We start from the raw sequence: 19,669 nt of genomic DNA, 5'->3' as shown, positions 1-19,669 counted from the left end.
ATGCAAATTGGGGTGGGGGAGATTTTGGGGTACAGATACAATTGAGAAAAGCTCATTGTAAATTGTAAGGGAAGAAGTACCTTTTGATTGTTATTGAATATCAGATAATTAAATGATGTATAGATAATTAGGCCGCCTGCCCCAACGTCTATAAATAAATGTCGACCCTTCTTGTCCTTTATGTAATAACCTTTACGCAAATAATTAATGGAACCCTTAGAGATAATCAGCACCTCGCATACAATAGACATAGAAATCGATCCTACGAGTGCTGATATAGCAATTGTCTCGATTGATAGTCGGGGGACAGCAGGAGTGTTAAACTCATTAGTCTTGACAGCATATGGATATTCTGAAACAAACTTACCGACTGAATCACAGCTAAAAGATGGCTTTAGTCAACTGTCATCTAACGATAGAAAGACAATAATTTTTGTGGTCACTTTAAATAGTGAAACCGGCAATACAAGCAAGAACCTTAGGGACAATTTTCTAGCAGCACTCCGGCATTTTAAGAGTTTGATCAAAGGCAAGAAAGTTTGGGTTCCTTTGATGGGATCTGGGGCGGCGGGATTGGGCTTAATCGAAAGCTATTCCATCACAGCAAATGTCATAAACATATTTAGTCGAACGAATTCATCAACATCTACATTTCTAATCTCAGTGCCAGAAAGTCGTGCTGGTCGGACAATTATTCGGGAAGTTGGTTCATCTGAGACTAATTCGCTCTATGAGGCCGAGAATTTCGTCGATAATCTCAAATCTAAATGGTACTTAGTTGGATCAATTTGGGGGCGAGACGATCAATTAGAAAGGTTCATCAAAAGTGAAATTTGGGAGAAGGGGCAAGACGATGAGAGTTATTCTGACGTAATCAACAAAGTTGAGAAAGACGATGTGTTAATAATTAAATCAAGTTTTGCGTCCTCTGCCGATTCGGTTAGCTATCTCCGTATTAAAGCCTTAGGACTGGTGAAGTCAAACCCCCAAGATGGATCGAAACTCATGGTTGATTGGAGGATTAGTAAAATCTCTTTGGATATCGAAAATTTGGGATTTTACAGGAGTACAATAGCGGAAATGTCACTTTCAGATGCGGTTACAATAATTTCTAAGATTGATAAGCAATTGTGGGGTCATCTTCTTTTGGATCAAAAAATCTATTCAAAAAAGGAAAGAGTAGCAGGAATATTAAGCGATTCTGATAGTGGCGTAGATTATTTGAATATTTCAGCGGATGTAAATGCATTTGCAAATGTCATTGCCGCGAGGGCATTTGAACCACCACTAGCTGTCGCACTATTTGGCCAATGGGGCTCAGGCAAGAGCATTTTTATGAGAAAGTTAAAAGAGAAGATCTTGCAGCTTTCTGATACTAACTCAGCATACTGTGAGGGAATAGTGCATATTCATTTCAATGCTTGGTCATACATAGATTCAAATTTATGGGCAAGTATTGTGACCAGAATTTTTGAGCATTTGGAAGAATATATTACAGAGAATAGTAGCTCCGATGAACAAAAAAATGAAATACACAAGCAGCTAACAAGCAAATTAACAATTGCAAAGGAGGAGGTTATTATTTTAGAAAATAGGAAAGAATTAGAAATTGAAATTATTGAGAATCTATCTATTAAGAAAGACGCTTTAGCCAAGGAAATAGATGATAAGATAGCCAAACTTAGGAAAGAAACATTGTGGGAAGCGTTAAAAAAAGTTGAAGAAGAATTTGATGTCAGAGCGGAAATTTTAAATAAGATAGATGCAAATAAAGGTCAGCATAAAGTAGTAGGTCAGCTACGCGAGATAGTTCCGGAAAAATACTGGAAAGATCCAAATATGGCTTATGAGATTGCCAAATCTAAATATACATTCCTAAAATCATTTTTTAGGAAGGATAAGGTGGCTGGGAACTTCATCACACTGATTTGTATCCTTATCACCATCTCACTACTTCCCTATTTAATTGGATTTTTGAGCTCAAAAATAGAATCTTCTAGCTTTATCATTCCTCAGATGATGCTTTGTTTTCTCGCATCAGGAAAAATATTATGGCAAAGGGCGGCTGATGTTTACACTCATCTACAACCGGTAGTTGCATCGTTTTGGGAAATTAAAGAAAATTATGATAAACGGGTTCAAGAAGCAACATCGAATTTTCAACAAGAAGAAAAGGTTTTAAAATTAGAAATCGAAAAACGTGAGGCGGAGCTTTTATTAGTTAATGATCAGATACAGAAATCCGAATCGGTTAAGGCTGATTTACAGTTCAAAATAGACAATGCACTTGCAACTGAGGCTTTATATTCATTTATCGATAGGAGGTCAAAAAGTGAGGATTATAAAAAGCATTTGGGCCTAATTTCTATTATTAGAAAAGATTTTGAAGTTTTAAACAATTTGTTTATCGAACATAATCAGGAAGCTGGAAACAAGAAGAATTATCAAGAGTTTAGACAGAAATTTAAAAAACCTTTGGAAAGGATAATTCTTTACATCGATGATCTAGATAGATGCCCTACTGAAAATGTCGTACAAGTATTGGAAGCCGTGAATCTTCTTATGGCTTTTCCGTTGTTTGTGGTGGTTGTTGGAGTTGATTATCGTTGGATTAAGAATGCACTTGTTGCCAAACATTCAGTTCACTTTTCAAGTCAAATGGAGGGAAATCGCAAGAACAATGACATGTTGGAACTCATAAATCCTGCTGGCTACCTAGAAAAGATATTTCAAATTCCATTTCATTTGCAAAATTCAGAAGATGGGGTAGTGAAATATATGATAAAATCACTAGCGGAAGGTAAGAATAACGTAGAATCGAATCTGATGGCAGTTGAGGATGCCCATACTAATAATGTCCTTTCGGATAAGCCAGGGACCGACAGCGAAATACTAGTTGAAAGTAATAATGAAAAGTTGGTAACTAGTAATTCTATGATTCCTATTGAATCTGAGGCATTAACCTTTTCAGAAGAAGAAATAAGGCTTATGCAAGCGATGTCGGTACTAGTTGGAACCAGCCTAAGATCAGTTAAGCGTTTCGTCAATGTTTACAGGATTGTGAAAGTCCATGAAGGATTTGCGGGTGAAGCGCAAATAACAAAGCAGGAGCGTGCGGTAGTTCTATTTCTTTTAGCACTGCCCTTAGGTCGTTACAGGACACTATTGCCGTCTTTAAAAAAGTTCATGTTTGAGGGTGTTGGATCGTTTTTTACTTTTTCTACTTATTCTGTTTTTAACCATCCCGATGAAGAAATAAATCGATTGAAAGGAGAAATAGGCTTCATTTTGTCCAAAAATGAGGATAGTAGAGTTTTGGATGATGCGTCCGCGGAGCTTTTTGCGAAGCACTACGATTTTTTGTCAAGATTTTCATTTGAACATCTATGACGTGGTTCCGTTTTGGTTTACACTTTTTGCGGATTAGTAAATATTTAAAGTCTCAATTCTCATCCAGTTTGCCGATAGTATTCAGCCTCGAAGGCAGCCGGATTCAGATAGTTTAAAGAGGAATGCAGCCTTCTTGTATTATAGTATCCGTCAATGTATTCGAATAGGGCGGCCTTCAATTTTTCTAGGCTCTCATATCCACCTTTCGGCATATTCAGCTCCGCCTTGAGCCTGCTCCAGAACGACTCGGCCCACGCATTGTCGTAGGGATCATCGGCCCGGGACATACTCTGTTTCAGCTTAAAAGTCCTAATCAGTTTTTTCATCTTGTGCGACAGATATTGGCCTCCACGATCCGAATGTACAATCATACCTGGCTTTACCCTTCGTCTCAGGAGAGCCCTTTCCAATGGCTCCCGGACAAGGCTTTCCTGCATATTATCCTCCAACTGCCAGCCAATCACCTGCCTTGAGAATAGATCAATCCAGACACATAAATACGACCATTTACCGCCTTTTAGAGGCATGTAAGTGATATCGGAGACCCACACACAATTGGGTTTGCTTGGCATGGGCTGACCCAATAAAAGATTAGGGCACACCCGTTCTCCATGCTTACTATCCGTGGTCCTTGGAACAAATTTCGGCGGCTGAATGGCTCTTAAACCCTCTTTACGCATGATTTCAACAACTTTCCTGCGACCTATTTTTATACCCTTTTGCTTCAAGGATTCCTTAATGCGTCGGCTACCATATCGCTTAAAATTCCGGATAAACTCAATCCGTACCTCATGCTTTGGCCGATTGTATTTTTTGTCCGCATTATGGCTTTTTCCCCGGCGATAGCGATAATAAGCTGTCCTGCTGACTTCAAAAAGTGAGCACAAATAATTGATCTTTTGCGTCCGAGAAAATGAGTGTATCAGCTCATAGACGTCCCTGAGTCGGACTGGCTCAAAAGACCTAAGGCTTTTTTTAAGATTTCGCGGTCGGTTTTTAGCCGTTCATTTTCCGCCCGTAGTTTAGCAACTTCCGCAGCTAGTGTCGCTGATTTATCGTTGCTATTTGCGCCGCTATTCGATTTCGTCTTTTTTGTTGCCATCCTTCTCCAACGATAGAGAACATTCTCGGCAATTCCAAATGCCTCCGAGATTTCCTTAGCGCTTCTGCCGGAAGCCAGCATTCTGGTCATTTCCTGCTTGAAATCAGCATCGTAGCTCCTACGAGTTTTTACCAATTTTTGGTCTTTCATTTTGCATCATGTTGTGCAAAAATGTGTGCCGATTTTCGGAGCCACCTCACTATAGGCTAATGTAGCAAAAGCGAAAAATCCAGACACCGGCTTAGTCAGCCCCTTGAAGTGCTGAAAAAACCCACAGAGAAATTTTAATAAAAACCCCTACTACACCGCGTTACCTTTTCAACAGCTTACCGTATTACGTAAAGTAACTACCGTAAAACTGTCAGGAACATGAAAAGGAAACATACTTACTTTTTGAACAGCACCTTATCTACCATGGTAACGGTGCTGTTTTTTGTTTTTGAAGCCAATGCTCAGAAAAATTTCGAGGTTAAATGGGCGATGGACCTTAACCGGACCGGGGTGTCCAGCCATCCCAACTTTTCCCCGATCGATGCGACGCTTTTTGGTGGATCCAATACCTATGCATTGAATGGCGGCTATGGCTTCGGGGATGCTGTAGTCGCCGGATATGTAGCCCGGCCGTGGCCGACTGCTTTTTCTAATGGTCGGTATGTCGAATTCAAATTCACCGCTAATTCATTCAAATACGACATTACCTCCATTACATTCCGGCTGCGTCGCTCGGCGGATGGTCCGACGCAAGTTAAAGTCAGGACGAGCATTGACAATTTTTCGGCAGACCTCGGCGCATATACGTTGAAAGATGTCGCGAAGTTCAACTCCTACAACATTCCGGTCAGTTTTAACAGCCTATCGTTCAACACATTTGCGTTGCGGATTTACGGCTATGCTCCCAGCACCATTTATGGGACCCTCTGGTTCGATGAAATCATCATCAATGGCCAGGTACTTGCCATTATTCTTCCCATTGACCTTACTTACTTCAAAGCAGAGCCGCAGGAAAAAAAAGTACGACTGGCGTGGGAAACAGCCTGGGAGAAGAACAGCAAAATGTTCATTGTAGAACGCAGTGCCGATTTAAAAAAATTCGAAGCGATCGGGAAGCTGGAAGCGGGTGGCGAAGCAACCGGACGTCTCCAATATCAATTCATGGATGAAAACCCGCTGGCCGGAGCTGGTTACTACCGGTTACGGATGGTGGACAGGGACGAGAGCTTTTCGTTTTCCGCAACTTTGGATGTGATTATGCGGGATGAGGCGGGCGCGATGAGAGCGGCGCCTAACCCGGCTTCACCTGAAAAAATTACAATTGCAGGCGAAAATATTGATCCAGACTTTCTTTTGCTTGCGGGCTTATCAGGTTTGCCGATTTCCTTCCATTCTGAGCGGATTCGCGGAAATTTGATCAATTTATATCCCGATCGATCGCTTGTTTCCGGTTTATATTTCTTAACTTATCAGAAAAATGGCCGCAAAGAACATGTAAAAATACTAGTTCCATAAGTCATTCTGAGTTTAATTTGTAGAGAGTAAGTATAAAAAGGGCCGGCTTTCTGCCGGGAACCTTTCAACGTTCTGGAAAATTTAAGGCCACAAGCCTATGTTGAAAAAAGTGCAGCCGAAAGTGTGGTGGATGGCAGCTGCTATCCTGGTAATTCTGGTGGTTTCGTGGGGATTGGTAAGAAAGAGCAAGTCGGAAACCGAACGGAGGATGGTGAATGGCAAGGTGATTTCAAACCTGGACCCTGTTTCCATTCAAAATCCTGATGCCGAAACGGTACTCAAAATTTCCAAAATCGAAGAGATCTTTCAGAAAAAGAAACGCGCAGGCTTCAATGGCAATGTGCTGATCGTACAGAAAGGACAGCTGCTTTACCAGAATTCTTTCGGGTTTGCGCACATCAAAGAGAAGGACTCACTTACCAGTTCTTCGCGGTTCCAGCTGGCTTCGCTTTCCAAACCTTTTACGGCGGTCGCTGTTTTGAAACTGATCCAGGAGGGGCGCGTCAACCTGGACGATTCGGTGCAAAGATTTTTTCCGGATTTTCCCTATCATGGCGTTAAAGTGGACATGCTGCTCAGCCACCGCAGCGGGCTCCCCAATTACATTTATTCGTTTGACGATAGCGTCCGGCATGGTCACAAATATCCGGATAACATGGATATCATGAACTGGTACGCCAAAGTAGTGCCTACTCCAACACCCTATAACCGCCCTGGCAGGTCATTTAATTATTGCAATACCAATTTCTGCGTGCTGGCGGCCATTGTCGAAAAGGTAACCGGCGATAAGTTCGGGAAGTTTTTGAACGACCAGATTTTCGCCCCGCTCGGGATGCTCAATACTTTTTTGGTGACAGATACGTCCAAGGCCGCCACAACAGGCCGTACTGCGGGCCACCAGTTTGGTCGACGGCTTGAAAAGGATTATTATGACGATGTAGTGGGGGATAAGGGCCTGTATTCGACTACGGGGGATATTTACCGTTTTTATAACGGGTTGACGAAAGGCCTTTTGCTGGATAAAAAACTGCTTGACGAAGCGTTCAAGCCAAGAAGTTTTGAGCGCGCGGGGATTCGTAACTATGGTTATGGCTTCCGGATGCACATTAAGGAAGACAATTCGCCCCGGTTTATTTACCATGGCGGGTGGTGGAAAGGTTACAATACCATGCTTTGGGTATGTCCCGAAGACGAAGCAGTGATCATTGTTTTAGGAAATACCTACAACCGTTCCACTTATGATCTCAAAGAATTGCTGCAGGTGGTGCATGGTCCGTCCAAGATCGAGGAAATCGAGAAAGACATCTAGCTTTGTTTGAATTCGGCCATGAATTCAGGATATTTGCCGAACCATCGTTTTCCAGCACCACATGCCCGATTCCGCATACGTACTACCTGCTTATCTGCTGCTGGGCTTGCCGTTTTTCATGTTTTTATTGCTCTGGCTGGGTGGGAAAACTCTGAATCAATTCGCTGGCTGGATCGGTGCAATAGCTACTGCGGCCGGTCTTCTTATCAGCATACAATACGCTGAGCCTGGGATTCTGCATATTGTCCGCTTTGATTGGCTCGCGATCGGCGACACTTCCATAACACTCTCATTCCGCTTTGACACGCTGACTTGCATTATGCTGGCCGTGGTGCATTTTGTGGCCCTGTTGGTCCAACTGTACTCTACGGCTTACATGCATGATGATAAAAATCTGCATCGATACTTCGCGTTCATCCAGCTTTTTCTTTTTTCAATGATCGGCATTGTGCTGGCTGGCAGCTTGCTGGTCATGTACATCTTTTGGGAATTGGTGGGACTATCCTCGTATCTGCTCATTGGCTTTTGGTATTTCAAGTCAAGGGCTGTATGGGCTGCGCAAAAGGCATTTGTACTCAATAGAATTGGTGATGCCGCATTCCTGACCGGTATTTTGATGCTGTTTTACTATACAGGTTCTACCGACTTTGAGGTACTTTCATTGGAAATCAGTTCAATCAGCCCTGGAATTCTGACTGCAATCGGACTATGTCTTTTTGGGGGTTGTATGGGGAAATCGGCCCAATTCCCACTATCAGGCTGGCTGCCCGATGCCATGGAGGGACCCACGCCGGTGTCGGCACTGATTCATGCTGCTACCATGGTGGCGGCAGGTATTTTTCTTTTGGCAAGAATATCCTTTTTGCTAACCATCGATGCGCGATTGATCATTACTATTATTGGTACTATTACCATGTTGTCGGGTGCATTCCAGGCGATGAAAGCGTGGGACATCAAGCGGGTCCTGGCTTTTTCGACCATGTCGCAACTGGGACTAATGGTCATGGCGGTTGGTTTCGGTAGCTGGCAAACTGCATTGTTCCATTTGGTAACGCATGCTTTTTTCAAAGCCGGATTGTTTCTTTCAGCGGGTTCGGTCATTCACGCGGTAACACCTTCCCAAATGGACACTTCGTTCGATCCCCAGGACATGCGGACGATGGGCGGATTGAGAAAAAGGCTGCCGATCACTTTCATTTGTTTTTCGATTTGTGCGGCTGCATTGGCTGGCCTGCCCCTTTTTTCCGGCTTTTTGTCGAAAGACGCAATCATCACTTCTGGTTTTTTGCGGGCTGCGGAATTCGGGCCAATTGGATACGCTTTTCCAGTGATCATTATTTTTTCGGCAGGGCTTACTGCCTACTATATGGGCAGGCAGGTCTGGCTGGTATTTTTTGGAGAAAAGCGGTTTGAAATTTCACCTTCGGTACGCCCGCATGAATCTCCGGCGGCAATGTGGCTGCCTATGGCTTTATTGTCAGCTTTATCCCTGTTCTTCTGGTTTTCATTTAGTCCTTTCGAGGCGTCAGGATGGCTCTTGGGCTTGATTGGGAAAGCTGAAGCGGAACATTTAGTGTGGGTGCCGGTCGCAGCAACTGCTACTACCGTACTTGCGATACTCCTGGCTTACCGACAGATAAAGACCAGCGATCCATTCCTGGTAAATGCTTCACAATCACGAATCTCTCAGGCCGAAAAACCGGGAATAAATTGGTTAAGGGATTATTCTCAGGAACAATACTTCATTATTCCATTTGCCTTCCTCGCGAAGTATTTAAAGATATTTGAAAAACGGGTCGTCGACGCTTTCGTCAATTTCATAGCGAAGTGGAGTGTGATCCTGGCGCATGTGATTGGCTGGATTGATCAAACATTTGTAGACGGCGGTGTACATCTGACTGTTTTTTCCATCCGCTCGGCGGGCCAGTTGGTCCGGAATACCCAGAACGGGAAGATCCAGTCCTACTATATCGTCACAGCGATGGGCGTTTTTTTATTGATTTTGTGGCTGTTAATGATTTGATTTTGGAGCAGCCGCATTTAACTAAATATTGAATGATTGACCATATACTTTCTTTATTGATTGCCATACCCTTGCTGGGTGCCCTGGCCGTGGCTGCCTGGCCGTCCGAGCGCAGTGAAAATTTCAGGGTTATTGCGGCCGTCGCGTTGGTATTGGATTTGATACTTGGCGGGTTTGTTTATATTTCTTTTCAAAATCAGAATCCAGGATTTCAGTTCAGCGAAGTTTCGGATTGGATTACGCTTCCGATCGGCTCGTTGGGAATTGTTTCCATTGATTATGCATTGGCGGTGGATGGTATCAGTTTGCCCTTGGTATTGCTGGCGGTCGTGGTTCTTTTGGTAGGCGTGGTCAGTTCATGGAATATTATTCAGAAAACGCGTGGCTACTTTGCATTGTACCTGCTTTTGAGCGGTAGTGTGATTGGCTGCTTTCTCGCCCAGGATTTTTTTCTATTCTATCTTTTCTTCGAATTCATGCTGCTGCCCATGTATTTCCTGATCGGCCTTTGGGGCGGTCCAAGAAGGGAATATGCGGCCTTGAAATTTTTCATCTACACATTTTTCGGCTCGTTACTGATCCTGATCGTCATGATCGGCCTGTATTTGTCGGTGATTGATCCTTTGGAAACGGCCAGGGCAGTAGGTATTTTGGGTATGGATGACGCGGTCCATCCCGACCTGATCCCGCAAATCCAGCAGTGGCTGGTCGACGGAAAAATCGCTCCGGAGCAGCTTGTCCACACTTTCCGGTTCGCCTATCTGGCCGATGCCGGTAATTACATTCCGGGTTCTTTGCTTCATCTCGCTTCCAATTACTTCATTGCTGACATACCGTTGCGTTTGCTGGCTTTCTGGTTTTTGTTCATTGGATTTGCGGTCAAATTGCCCGTTGTTCCGGTGCATACCTGGCTGCCCGACGCGCACGTAGAAGCGCCGACACCCATTTCCGTTGTGCTGGCAGGTATTCTTTTAAAAATCGGAGGTTACGGTTTCATCCGGATCGTCCACGGTTTCTTTCCGCTTGAAGCGCGATACAGCCTAATTCCGTTGGCCATTCTCGGAATGATTTCCATTGTGTATGGCGGTTTTAATGCATTGGGGCAAAGCGACTTGAAGAAAATGATTGCCTATTCCTCCGTCTCCCACATGGGTTTCGTATTATTGGGGATCGCAGCTTTCACCGCCGAAGGTATCAATGGGGCGATTTACCAAATGGTCAGCCACGGCGTACTTTCCGCCATGCTGTTCCTGCTCACCGGCGTTATTTATGACCGTACGCACGACCGCCGGATCGACCATTATCGCGGTTTAATTGGAGTAATGCCGCATTTCACCATCATTACCGGCATCGCATTCTTTGCTTCGCTAGGATTACCCGGCTTTTCCGGATTTGTAGGAGAGCTTTTCACGTTAATGGGTGCATTCCAATCTGATGCTTTGCCCGTCTGGATTCCGGCAGTTTCTACATTGGGAATCGTGCTTGCGGCCGCCTACTTCCTCTGGACCTACCAGCGCATGTTCTTCGGTGCATTTTGGTACAAAAACCAAAACGCCCAGGTATTGAACGACTTAACCCTTAGGGAAAAAAGCATGCTGTTTCCGCTGGTAGCGCTGACTATTTTATTGGGTGTTTTACCAGGTATTCTGTTCAATGTAACAGGCCCGACAGTGCAGGCCTGGCTGGAAGGATTGAAGTGACGGGACCGGATTATGGTTTAGTCAAAAAATCGTCTCTGTTTTCCGGCGTAACGATCCGAACTTCTGCTTTTGGATAAGCACTTAAAAATGTGGAAGGTACTCTTTTTTTTGCGGCGGGGTTCCATTTAAATTCAACTGCATTTAGCTGGTTTCCAATCTGTTCTATGTAGTCTACTTCTTGTTGCTGGGTAGTGCGCCAGAAATAGATCTTTGCATCTTTTTCTTTTTCATTCAACAGCTTTTTGCGCTCGCTGATCATATAGTTTTCCCATAAAGCGCCCGTGTCGTTTCTGCTGTTTAAAGCATTAAAGTTGTTGGTAACCGCATTGATGATGCCGTTATCATAAAAATAGATCTTCCTCCCTTTTTTAATTTCATTTCGGAGATTTCCTGAAAATGCCGGTACCGTAAATACCACAAAGGCTTTTTCAAGCAGGTCGAGATATTTGTCAACCGTCTTATTATCAGCCTGTACCAGTCTCCCAATCTCAGTCATATTCACTTCGCTTCCAACCTGCAGGGCAACTGCCTTGACGATCTTTTCCAATAAAACTGGTTTCTTAATTTGTTCTAAAATCAGCAAGTCTCTGTAGAGATAGCTGTTTGCAATCAATTTGAGGTGCTTTTCAGCATTGTCCGGATCTACCACAATTTCAGGGTAAGAACCGTAAATAAGCCGTTGTTCCAGAAGCCTTTGCTCAATAAGAAACCCATTATTCCCGACCAATTCACGATATGAAAGAGGCAGTAACTGCATTTCATAACGCCTGCCGGTCAGCGGTTCGTTAATGCTGCCCGCCAATTCAAACGAAGACGAGCCGGTCGCAATAACCTGGACTGACTTTAACTGGTCAACGATGATTTTGATTGCAATCCCAATCTCCGAAATTCGTTGAGCCTCGTCTATAAATACGATCTCATTGTCTCCAATGATTCTTTCCAATAGGGTAGCATTGGGTCTGGAAAGCAACTCCCGGATATCGGCATCGTCGCCATTCAGCCTAAGTATCTTTTTGTTGACGGATTGAAGTAGTTGCTCTGAAAATGTAGTCTTTCCCGCTTGTCTCGGCCCATAAATGATGAGTGCCTTTCCTTTAAAAAGTTGATTTAGAGCAAATTGAAGTTGGTTTCTAACTATCATAATGGATTAAATGACCATTAAAATACGATACGTTTGAATCAAAATCCATTTTAATTATAATAGACAGGGATTTAAATCCATTTTAATCATAATATTTAAGGATTTGAATCCATTTGTATTATGTTTTCCAAGGATTCAAATCCCATAATAGAAGTTTTGAGATTTACTTCCCAAAGATCTGGTCCAGGCTGAAACGGTTTTTCTTGGCTAAGACTTCCAGTTTTTGTTGCTGATCCGGGGTCAGGACGGCGATTTTTTCGATTCTTTTTTCTTCTGCCAGTCGTTTGCGGTCGCGGCGTTTGGCGTCGTCGTTCCGGGAAAGTTTCCGTTCGAGACGGTTATATCGCCTGTCTATTTTTCTGAATTGCTTTTGCTGCCGTTTGCTCAGGTTCAACTCCTCAGCGAACTTGTCCAGGTTCTTTTCCAGGCGACGGTTGTTCAGCTTACTGTTAGCAACCTGTTCCTCAGTCTGATAGCGCTCATCATTATCGGTATTGCCGGCGGTATTGGAAGTTGCACAACCGGCGAACCACCATGCAGCCACCACAAAATACAGCATCAGAAATTTTTTCATTGGGCGAGTCATTTGTAGAGATTAATAATGAGTTAAATGTTGGTGCTTATAACGCGGAGGGGTGGTTCAGAAATATAAAAAAATGTATTATTACAGGACTTTCACCCCGGCGCCGTCAACGTTATGGAGAAACCTTTGATCGCCTGTAAAAATTGTGGGAACCAGTTTTCCGGAAAGTATTGCAGTCATTGCGGCGAGAAGGTTTATGGGGAGCATGACCGGTCCGTACTGCATTTTTTAGAAGAAGAGTTCTGGTAAAATCCGGGCGACTTATATGTATATTCAAATAAATGTGGATTTGCTGAAACTTATAAATAGTATTTTTTAGCATCTTTGCAGTACATAGAATTAGCTTTTTATTTTAATGTCCGCCTATTTTCCCAAATTTTATTTCCCTTCACTCTCCTTATCAAATGAAAGATAGTGCTCCTTCGCAAAGGTTATTATCACTGGACACGCTACGTGGTTTTGACATGTTTTGGATTTCAGGCGGCGAGGATATTTTCGCCGTTCTCGCCAAAGTTACAGGGTGGTCGTGGGCAGTATTGATAGCCCATCAGTTAACCCATCCCGATTGGAACGGCTTCCGTGCCTACGATCTGATCTTCCCGACATTTTTGTTCATGGCCGGCGTTTCCACCCCATTTTCTCTTGGAAGCCGCCTCGAAAAAGGAGTACCACCCTCCGACCTGATCCGTAAGGTCATCCAAAGAGGAATTATTCTCGTGTTCCTGGGCATTATCTATAACAATGGAATTTTCCAGACTGAGTGGCATAACATGCGCTATCCAAGCGTATTGGCCCGGATCGGTTTGGCGGGGATGTTTGCGCAGATCATTTATTTATACACGGGGAAAAAGGCAAGATGGATCTGGTTTGCAGGCTTGCTGATCGGCTACTATCTTTTTATGATGTTTTATCCCGTACCGGGTTGCGGGGCAGGGTTGCTGACGATTGAGTGTAACCCAGCCAGCTATATCGATAAAATGATTATCCCGGGCCGTTTACACCTGACTATTCATGACCCAGAAGGGCTCGTTTCAACGATCCCGGCCATAGGCACCGGGCTAATGGGGATTTTTGCAGGAGAACTGTTGCGGACCAGCGAAGAAGTAATCTCTAAAAACAACAAGGTGGTGTACCTGGTTTTTGCGGGGATCGTAAGCCTTCTGATATGCGTAGTCTGGGATTACTTCTTTCCAATCAACAAGAATCTCTGGACGAGTTCGTTTGTGCTTTGCGCGGGAGGTTTCAGTACCTTGCTGCTGGCATTTTTCTATTGGATTGTAGACGTACTCAACTATCGCAAATGGACTTTGTTTTTCGTCGTGATCGGTATGAATTCAATTGTGATCTACATGATCGGCAGGTTCATTTCTTTCGGATATACCGCGGAAGCGCTTTTTGGAGGCATATTGAGCTATTTCCCCGAGCCGGTTGCCGCAGTGGGAGAAGCAATTGCATTCATTGCAGTGGAGTGGGCGTTTATGTATTTGCTTTATAGAAACAAACTATTCCTGAAAGTCTAAAATTAATCGTCCACTCACTCAGCCATTTTCTAGATGTCAATCGAAGTTACCAATCTTACCAAGGTTTATGGAGCGCAGCGGGCGATAGATCGGATCTCATTTACATTGAAAAAGGGTGAAATCGTCGGTTTTCTTGGACCGAATGGGGCAGGGAAATCCACGACGATGAAAATTCTGACGGGTTACCTGAAACCTACGGAAGGATTGGCAAAGGTTTCGGATTTTGATGTCGTTAACCAGCCTATGCCGGCCAGAAAATCGATCGGTTATTTGCCGGAACACAATCCGCTGTACCTGGATATGTATGTCAAAGAATTCCTGCTTTTCTCGGGAAAACTATACGGAATGGGCGGCGCTGCATTGAGCGCGCGCATTGACGAAGTAATTGCCATGTGCGGACTGGAACCGGAAAAGAGGAAAAAGATCGGCCAGCTTTCCAAAGGTTACCGCCAGCGGGTAGGACTTGCGCAATCGTTTCTGCACCATCCGGAGGTGCTGATCCTGGACGAACCTACGACCGGTTTGGATCCCAATCAGATCCAGGAGATCAGAGAGGTGATACGTACGGCCGGAAAGGATAAAACGGTCCTTTTTTCAACCCATATCATGCAGGAAGTGGAGGCTTTGTGCGACCGGGTTATCATCATCAATAAGGGTAAGGTGGTGAGCGACAGCTCACTGGACGAACTTCGGGCGATGGGAAATTCTTTGGAAGAAATTTTCAGGCATTTGACAAATTAAGTATATTCAATGGGTTTAGTTGTCTAAATCATAATCGTCCAAGCAATTATTAGAATTGTATTAAAAACCATAACCGGCTGCATTTAAAGCAATCGTAAATTGTTATCATTGTAACCAACGATAAACTTTGAATGCCTGTGTTGAGTCTGATTAACCTCATATTTCCCTCGTTAAAGTCAGTGATTTGGATATGAAAAGTTGGTTTCTTAGCCGGTTTAGTCTTGTAGTAAGTGTGGTCGTGCTGGTTATTTTGACTTCAATGGTTTCCGTTGCCTGGAAGCGACTGACCGTCAGAACGGAGCCGGTAATAACCGAAGCCAAGGTTGCTAAAAAACAATCCGTCAAAGTCGCCAGAAGAAGACCCGATCCGGTACTGGTTTTACCGGAGAACGAATGGGTCGACAGTACCCTCAAATCCCTGAGCATTGAGCAAAAGATCGGCCAGCTTTTTATGGTCGCCACATTCTCCAACCGCGACGAGTCCCATTACAAATATATCGACCGCCTGATCACGGATTTCCACATCGGTGGGCTGATCTTTTTCCAGGGTGGCCCGGTAGGGCAGGCCCTCCTGACCAATCGTTATCAATCACAGTCCAACGTCCCGCTTTTCATAGGCATTGATGGCGAATGGGGACTGGGCATGCGGCTCGACAGTACCATTTCTTTTCCCAAACAAATGGTGCTCGGCGCGATCCAGGATAACCAGCTGGTGTACCGCATGGGGGCCGACATTGCCAGCCAATGCAGCCGCCTGGGTGTACAGATCAACTTCGCGCCGGTTTCCGATATCAACAGCAATCCCGCCAACCCGGTGATCGGTATACGTTCCTTCGGCGAAGACCGGGACAATGTTACCCGCAAGGCGATTGCCTACATGAAGGGTTTGCAGCACAACAGGATCATCGCGACAGCCAAACATTTCCCCGGCCATGGCGATACCGATGCCGACTCGCATTTTACATTGCCTTCCCTGTCGCATTCCCGTGAGCAGATGAATGAAACCGATCTGTACCCTTACCGGGAAATGATCGCCGACAGTCTGATAGGTGTTTTGAATGGACATTTGAATATTCCTGCGCTGGACGATACGCCCAACCAGGCCAGCTCGCTTTCCGAAAAAGTGGTAAATGGTCTTTTGCGCAAAGAACTCGGTTTCCGCGGACTGGTATTTACCGACGCGATGAACATGAAAGGTGTTTTGAAAAACGGTAAAGCTGCGGAAGTCAATCTGAAAGCGATTGTGGCGGGTAATGATATCCTGCTTTACCCCGAAAGCATAGCCGAAACCGTAGCGAAAATCAAGGAGGCGATCGATAAAAAGAGCATCAGCGAGAAGATCATCGACGACAAGGTGAAGCGGATTTTGCAGGCCAAATACTGGGCTGGGCTGAGCAAATATGCACCGGTCGATGTCAGCAATCTTTATGCGGATTTAAATAAAGAAACCAGCAAGGAACTGTACCGCGAGCTTTGCGAGGCTTCTGTAACCGTGGTCAAAAACGACAATAACATGCTGCCGATCGGCTCGGTGATTGACCAGAATATGGCTTCGGTAAGTATAGGGGAGGGTAGTGGAGTGGCTTTTCAGAAAATGCTTTCTACCTACAAGCCAATGCGTTCTTATACATTCTATGAGGGGCCATCGTCGCAGGAGCAGATTTCGGAAATGCTGAATTATCTGCAGCCTTACCATACAGTGATCGTCGATGTGCACGGCATTGCTTCCAGTCCGAAACGGAATTACGGCATTACTACCGGTATGGCGGATTTTGTCAACCAGTTGAAACAACAAAACAAAAAGGTGATCCTTTGCCTTTTTGGCTCACCTTACAGCATTCAGTTTTTTCCTGAAACCGATGTGCTGATCTGCGCCAATCAGGATGGCCAGGACCAGCAGGAAATCGTTCCTCAGATTATTTTCGGCGCCCTGAGCTCGCAGGGCAAGTTACCGGTTTCGGTTCTTTCTTACAAATCAGGTACCGGGGTAACAACCACATCGATCAACCGCATTGCTTTTGGAACGCCGGAAAGTGTGGGGATGAACGGAAGCTGGCTGAAACGGATCGATGAGGTCGCGAACGCCGCTGTGAATGATCGTGTTTTTCCGGGATGTGAAGTATTGGTGGCCAGAAAAGGCAAGATTGTTTATGACAAACAATTTGGCGGCCTCAACTACCGCACCGCGGAAAGGGTTACTTCCGAGACGATTTATGATCTCGCATCTGTAACCAAGGTTTCGGCTACCTTGCAGGCTGTAATGTTACTGTACGACCGCAAGCAAATCGATCTGGACGCCAAAGCTTCTTCCTATTTGCCGGAGTTAGCGGGAACAAATAAGCAGAATTTCACAATCCGAGATATATTGTTGCACCGATCCGGGCTTGTTTCATTTTACCCCTCACTCTGGGAGAGGACCAAGACGAGTGCAGGTGGATTGCTTCCCGAATATTATAGTTCCAGATCGGATACGGCTTATTACTTACAGGTTGCCCCCAAACTTTTTGCCAAAGGAGCCTTACGCGACTCTGTTTGGAAATGGGTAGTAGAATCACCCATGAACAACCGTAAAGACAGGGCTGGCAACTACGGTTTTCTTTACAGCGACCTTGGATTTTTGACGCTTCAAAAGGTCGTCGAAAGGATCACTGGCCAACCTCTGGACATTTTTGTGGCCGCCAACATTTATGAGCCTCTTGGATTAGCTTATCTGGGTTTCAACCCACTGAGGCGCTTTCCCGAAAAACAGATAGCGCCTACCGAAAACGACTACCGTTTCCGGGGTCAGTTGCTGCAAGGTACCGTTCATGATCAAATGGCCGCCATCGCAGGCGGGGTCGCCGGGCATGCAGGTTTGTTCGGTACGGCGAGGGATTTGGCTGTTTTGTTCCAGATGAACCTTTGGAAAGGCAGTTACGCCGGGAAACGATATTTCGAGCAGCCCACCGTGCCCCTATTTTCACGGGTTTATGACGAGTCGCATCACCGGGGGCTCGGCTGGGATAAGGCTCCCGCAGATGGCAACAGCTCGTATGTGTCGCCGCAGGCTTCTGTAAACTCTTTTGGACATACCGGATTCACCGGGACCATGGTGTGGATGGATCCTGAAGAGGATTTGCTCTTTATATTCCTTTCAAACCGCGTCAATCCCGACGCTGAAAACGCCAGTATCACTACCCAGAGAACCCGGAGGAAAATCCAGGACATTGTATACAGTTCGTTACTGGAAAGGAAAAGCCAGCTTCCATAACCGGTTGGAAGTGTATTTGAAAAATATCTCTAACTTTACCAGTCAAACTGGTTAGCGGAAAGATATTTAGACGATTACATGAAACAATCATTTACTAAAAAAGCCTTTTTTACCACACTTTTGGCCACTTTCTTCTCCGTGGCAATTTCATTTGGACAAACCATTACCGCGGTTACGGTAAGTCCAGCCTCCATCTGCCCAGGCAATCCCGTGTCGGTTGCATTTACGCCAACTGATGTTCCTGCCGGGACAACTTTCACAGTTCAGTTGTCGGACGCAACAGGCGCATTTACTACACCGCTGGCAACAGCAACGGGGACTGCCAGTCCAATCAGCGTCGCAGTTCCGGCCGGTGCAGCAGCTGGAACAGGTTATAAAGCCAAAGTTCTTTCTGTCACTCCTGCCATTGCAGGTTCCGAGAGTGCGGCATTCACAATCAATGCAATACCAGCCGCTCCCACGGTAACTTCCCCCATACCTTATACGCAAGGCGCAACCGCAGTCGCATTGGAAGCAACAGGTGCAGGTCTGCTTTGGTACGCAGCTGCCGATGGCGGCGCAGGCTCAGGCACTGCTCCAATACCATCGACGACTACGGTTGGTACAACCAGCTATTATGTAAGTCAAACCGTGACCGGCTGCGAAAGTCCCCGTGCCAAGATCGACGTGACGATCAGCGCATGTACACCGCCAGCGGCTCCAACGGTTGCTCCAAAAAACTATACAGTCGGCGATGCCGCGACGCCTTTAACCGCAACACCCAATACGGGATTGCTTTGGTATGATACTGCTACTGGCGGTACAGGTTCTGCAACCGCACCGACACCTTCTACCGCTGCGGCTGGCACCAAAAGTTATTTTGTTTCTCAAACCGTTGGAGGATGCGAAAGTGCGAGAGCCGAAATCGTAGTAACAGTTGTAGCTTGTACGCCACCAGCGGCTCCTACGGTTGCCAATAAAAATTATACAGTCGGCGATGCCGCGACGCCTTTAACCGCAACACCCAATACGGGGTTGCTTTGGTATGATGCTTCAACCGGAGGCACAGGATCTGCAACAGCACCAACACCTTCCACCGCTACGGCTGGTACCAAAAGTTATTTTGTATCCCAAACAGTAGGAGGCTGCGAAAGCGCGCGGGCGGAAATCGTGGTAACAGTCGCAGCTTGTACGCCACCAGCGGCTCCTACGGTTGCCAATAAAAGCTATACGGTTGGCGATGCCGCTACTCCTTTAACCGCAACACCCAATACCGGGTTGCTTTGGTATGATGCTTCCACCGGTGGTACAGGATCTGCGACAGCCCCAACACCTTCTACCGCCGCTGCCGGGACAAAAAGCTATTTTGTTTCTCAAACCGTAGGAGGCTGCGAAAGTGCGAGGGCGGAAATTGTAGTAACCGTC

At 45.4% G+C, this 19,669-nt stretch carries 13 protein-coding genes; 9 read left to right on the top strand and 4 right to left on the bottom strand.

Features of this window, described 5'->3' with window-relative positions; genetic code table 11:
* Nucleotides 1-207 precede the first annotated feature (207 nt).
* Nucleotides 208-3,390 (top strand): P-loop NTPase fold protein, encoded by a 3,183-nt coding sequence (locus AC1XUF_RS24105; protein WP_483344416.1) that lies wholly within the window; start codon nt 208-210, stop codon nt 3,388-3,390.
* 59 nt (nt 3,391-3,449) lie between these two features.
* Here the strand turns inward: AC1XUF_RS24105 and AC1XUF_RS24100 are convergent, their stop codons facing one another.
* Nucleotides 3,450-4,313 carry an IS3 family transposase gene (locus tag AC1XUF_RS24100; RefSeq protein ID WP_483344672.1) on the bottom strand — a complete coding sequence of 288 codons (864 nt, stop codon included), beginning with the start codon at nt 4,311-4,313 and terminating at the stop codon, nt 3,450-3,452.
* A complete protein-coding gene (locus tag AC1XUF_RS24095) occupies nt 4,313-4,642 on the bottom strand; it encodes a transposase (protein ID WP_483344415.1) in 330 nt (109 codons plus the stop codon). Before AC1XUF_RS24095 ends, AC1XUF_RS24100 begins: the two co-directional genes overlap by 1 nt.
* 219 nt (nt 4,643-4,861) lie before the next feature.
* On the opposite strand from AC1XUF_RS24095, the gene AC1XUF_RS24090 reads away from it, so the two are divergent.
* From AC1XUF_RS24090 to AC1XUF_RS24075, 4 genes are all read left to right on the top strand, one after another.
* Complete coding sequence (locus tag AC1XUF_RS24090; RefSeq protein ID WP_483344414.1) at nt 4,862-5,998, top strand: hypothetical protein; 1,137 nt, start codon at nt 4,862-4,864, stop codon at nt 5,996-5,998.
* Between the two features lie 97 nt (nt 5,999-6,095).
* Entirely contained in the window at nt 6,096-7,307 is a 1,212-nt protein-coding gene (locus AC1XUF_RS24085; RefSeq protein WP_483344413.1) for a serine hydrolase domain-containing protein, read from the top strand.
* 61 nt (nt 7,308-7,368) lie between these two features.
* Nucleotides 7,369-9,330, top strand: a complete 1,962-nt coding sequence (nuoL, locus tag AC1XUF_RS24080) for an NADH-quinone oxidoreductase subunit L (RefSeq protein WP_483344412.1) — start codon at nt 7,369-7,371, stop codon at nt 9,328-9,330.
* A gap of 32 nt (nt 9,331-9,362) precedes the next feature.
* On the top strand, nt 9,363-11,030 hold the full coding sequence (locus AC1XUF_RS24075; RefSeq protein WP_483344411.1) for a complex I subunit 4 family protein: 1,668 nt from the start codon (nt 9,363-9,365) through the stop codon (nt 11,028-11,030).
* 10 nt (nt 11,031-11,040) lie between these two features.
* On the opposite strand, the gene AC1XUF_RS24070 is transcribed toward AC1XUF_RS24075, so the two are convergent.
* Entirely contained in the window at nt 11,041-12,171 is a 1,131-nt protein-coding gene (locus AC1XUF_RS24070) for an ATP-binding protein (protein WP_483344410.1), read from the bottom strand.
* A gap of 163 nt (nt 12,172-12,334) precedes the next feature.
* Complete coding sequence (locus AC1XUF_RS24065) at nt 12,335-12,745, bottom strand: hypothetical protein (protein ID WP_483344409.1); 411 nt, start codon at nt 12,743-12,745, stop codon at nt 12,335-12,337.
* 413 nt (nt 12,746-13,158) lie between these two features.
* Between AC1XUF_RS24065 and AC1XUF_RS24060 the strand changes: the two genes are divergently transcribed.
* From AC1XUF_RS24060 to AC1XUF_RS24045, 4 genes are all read left to right on the top strand, one after another.
* Entirely contained in the window at nt 13,159-14,274 is a 1,116-nt protein-coding gene (locus AC1XUF_RS24060) for an acyltransferase family protein (RefSeq protein WP_483344408.1), read from the top strand.
* Between the two features lie 33 nt (nt 14,275-14,307).
* Nucleotides 14,308-15,015 (top strand): ATP-binding cassette domain-containing protein, encoded by a 708-nt coding sequence (locus AC1XUF_RS24055; protein ID WP_483344407.1) that lies wholly within the window; start codon nt 14,308-14,310, stop codon nt 15,013-15,015.
* Between the two features lie 190 nt (nt 15,016-15,205).
* Nucleotides 15,206-18,265 (top strand): serine hydrolase domain-containing protein, encoded by a 3,060-nt coding sequence (locus tag AC1XUF_RS24050; RefSeq protein ID WP_483344406.1) that lies wholly within the window; start codon nt 15,206-15,208, stop codon nt 18,263-18,265.
* A 78-nt stretch (nt 18,266-18,343) separates the two neighbouring features.
* On the top strand, nt 18,344-19,669 hold a 1,326-nt coding region (locus AC1XUF_RS24045), incomplete at its 3' end, for an Ig-like domain-containing protein (protein WP_483344405.1).

This window comes from Dyadobacter sp. HNCC25DJ185 (assembly GCF_056895195.1).
The sequence above is the reverse complement of the archived record's forward strand: the minus strand, read 5'-3'. Positions and strand labels throughout refer to the sequence as shown.

Excerpts from the sequence above, each read along its gene's own strand:
- AC1XUF_RS24085 (WP_483344413.1), top strand. The coding sequence starts at position 6,096 with ATGTTGAAAAAAGTGCAGCCGAAAGTGTGGTGGATGGCAGCTGCTATC.
- AC1XUF_RS24065 (WP_483344409.1), bottom strand. The coding sequence starts at position 12,745 with ATGAAAAAATTTCTGATGCTGTATTTTGTGGTGGCTGCATGGTGGTTC.
- AC1XUF_RS24105 (WP_483344416.1), top strand. The coding sequence starts at position 208 with ATGGAACCCTTAGAGATAATCAGCACCTCGCATACAATAGACATAGAA.
- AC1XUF_RS24050 (WP_483344406.1), top strand. The coding sequence starts at position 15,206 with ATGAAAAGTTGGTTTCTTAGCCGGTTTAGTCTTGTAGTAAGTGTGGTC.
- AC1XUF_RS24075 (WP_483344411.1), top strand. The coding sequence starts at position 9,363 with ATGATTGACCATATACTTTCTTTATTGATTGCCATACCCTTGCTGGGT.
- AC1XUF_RS24060 (WP_483344408.1), top strand. The coding sequence starts at position 13,159 with ATGAAAGATAGTGCTCCTTCGCAAAGGTTATTATCACTGGACACGCTA.
- AC1XUF_RS24070 (WP_483344410.1), bottom strand. The coding sequence starts at position 12,171 with ATGATAGTTAGAAACCAACTTCAATTTGCTCTAAATCAACTTTTTAAA.
- AC1XUF_RS24055 (WP_483344407.1), top strand. The coding sequence starts at position 14,308 with ATGTCAATCGAAGTTACCAATCTTACCAAGGTTTATGGAGCGCAGCGG.
- AC1XUF_RS24090 (WP_483344414.1), top strand. The coding sequence starts at position 4,862 with ATGAAAAGGAAACATACTTACTTTTTGAACAGCACCTTATCTACCATG.
- AC1XUF_RS24095 (WP_483344415.1), bottom strand. The coding sequence starts at position 4,642 with ATGAAAGACCAAAAATTGGTAAAAACTCGTAGGAGCTACGATGCTGAT.
- nuoL (WP_483344412.1), top strand. The coding sequence starts at position 7,369 with ATGCCCGATTCCGCATACGTACTACCTGCTTATCTGCTGCTGGGCTTG.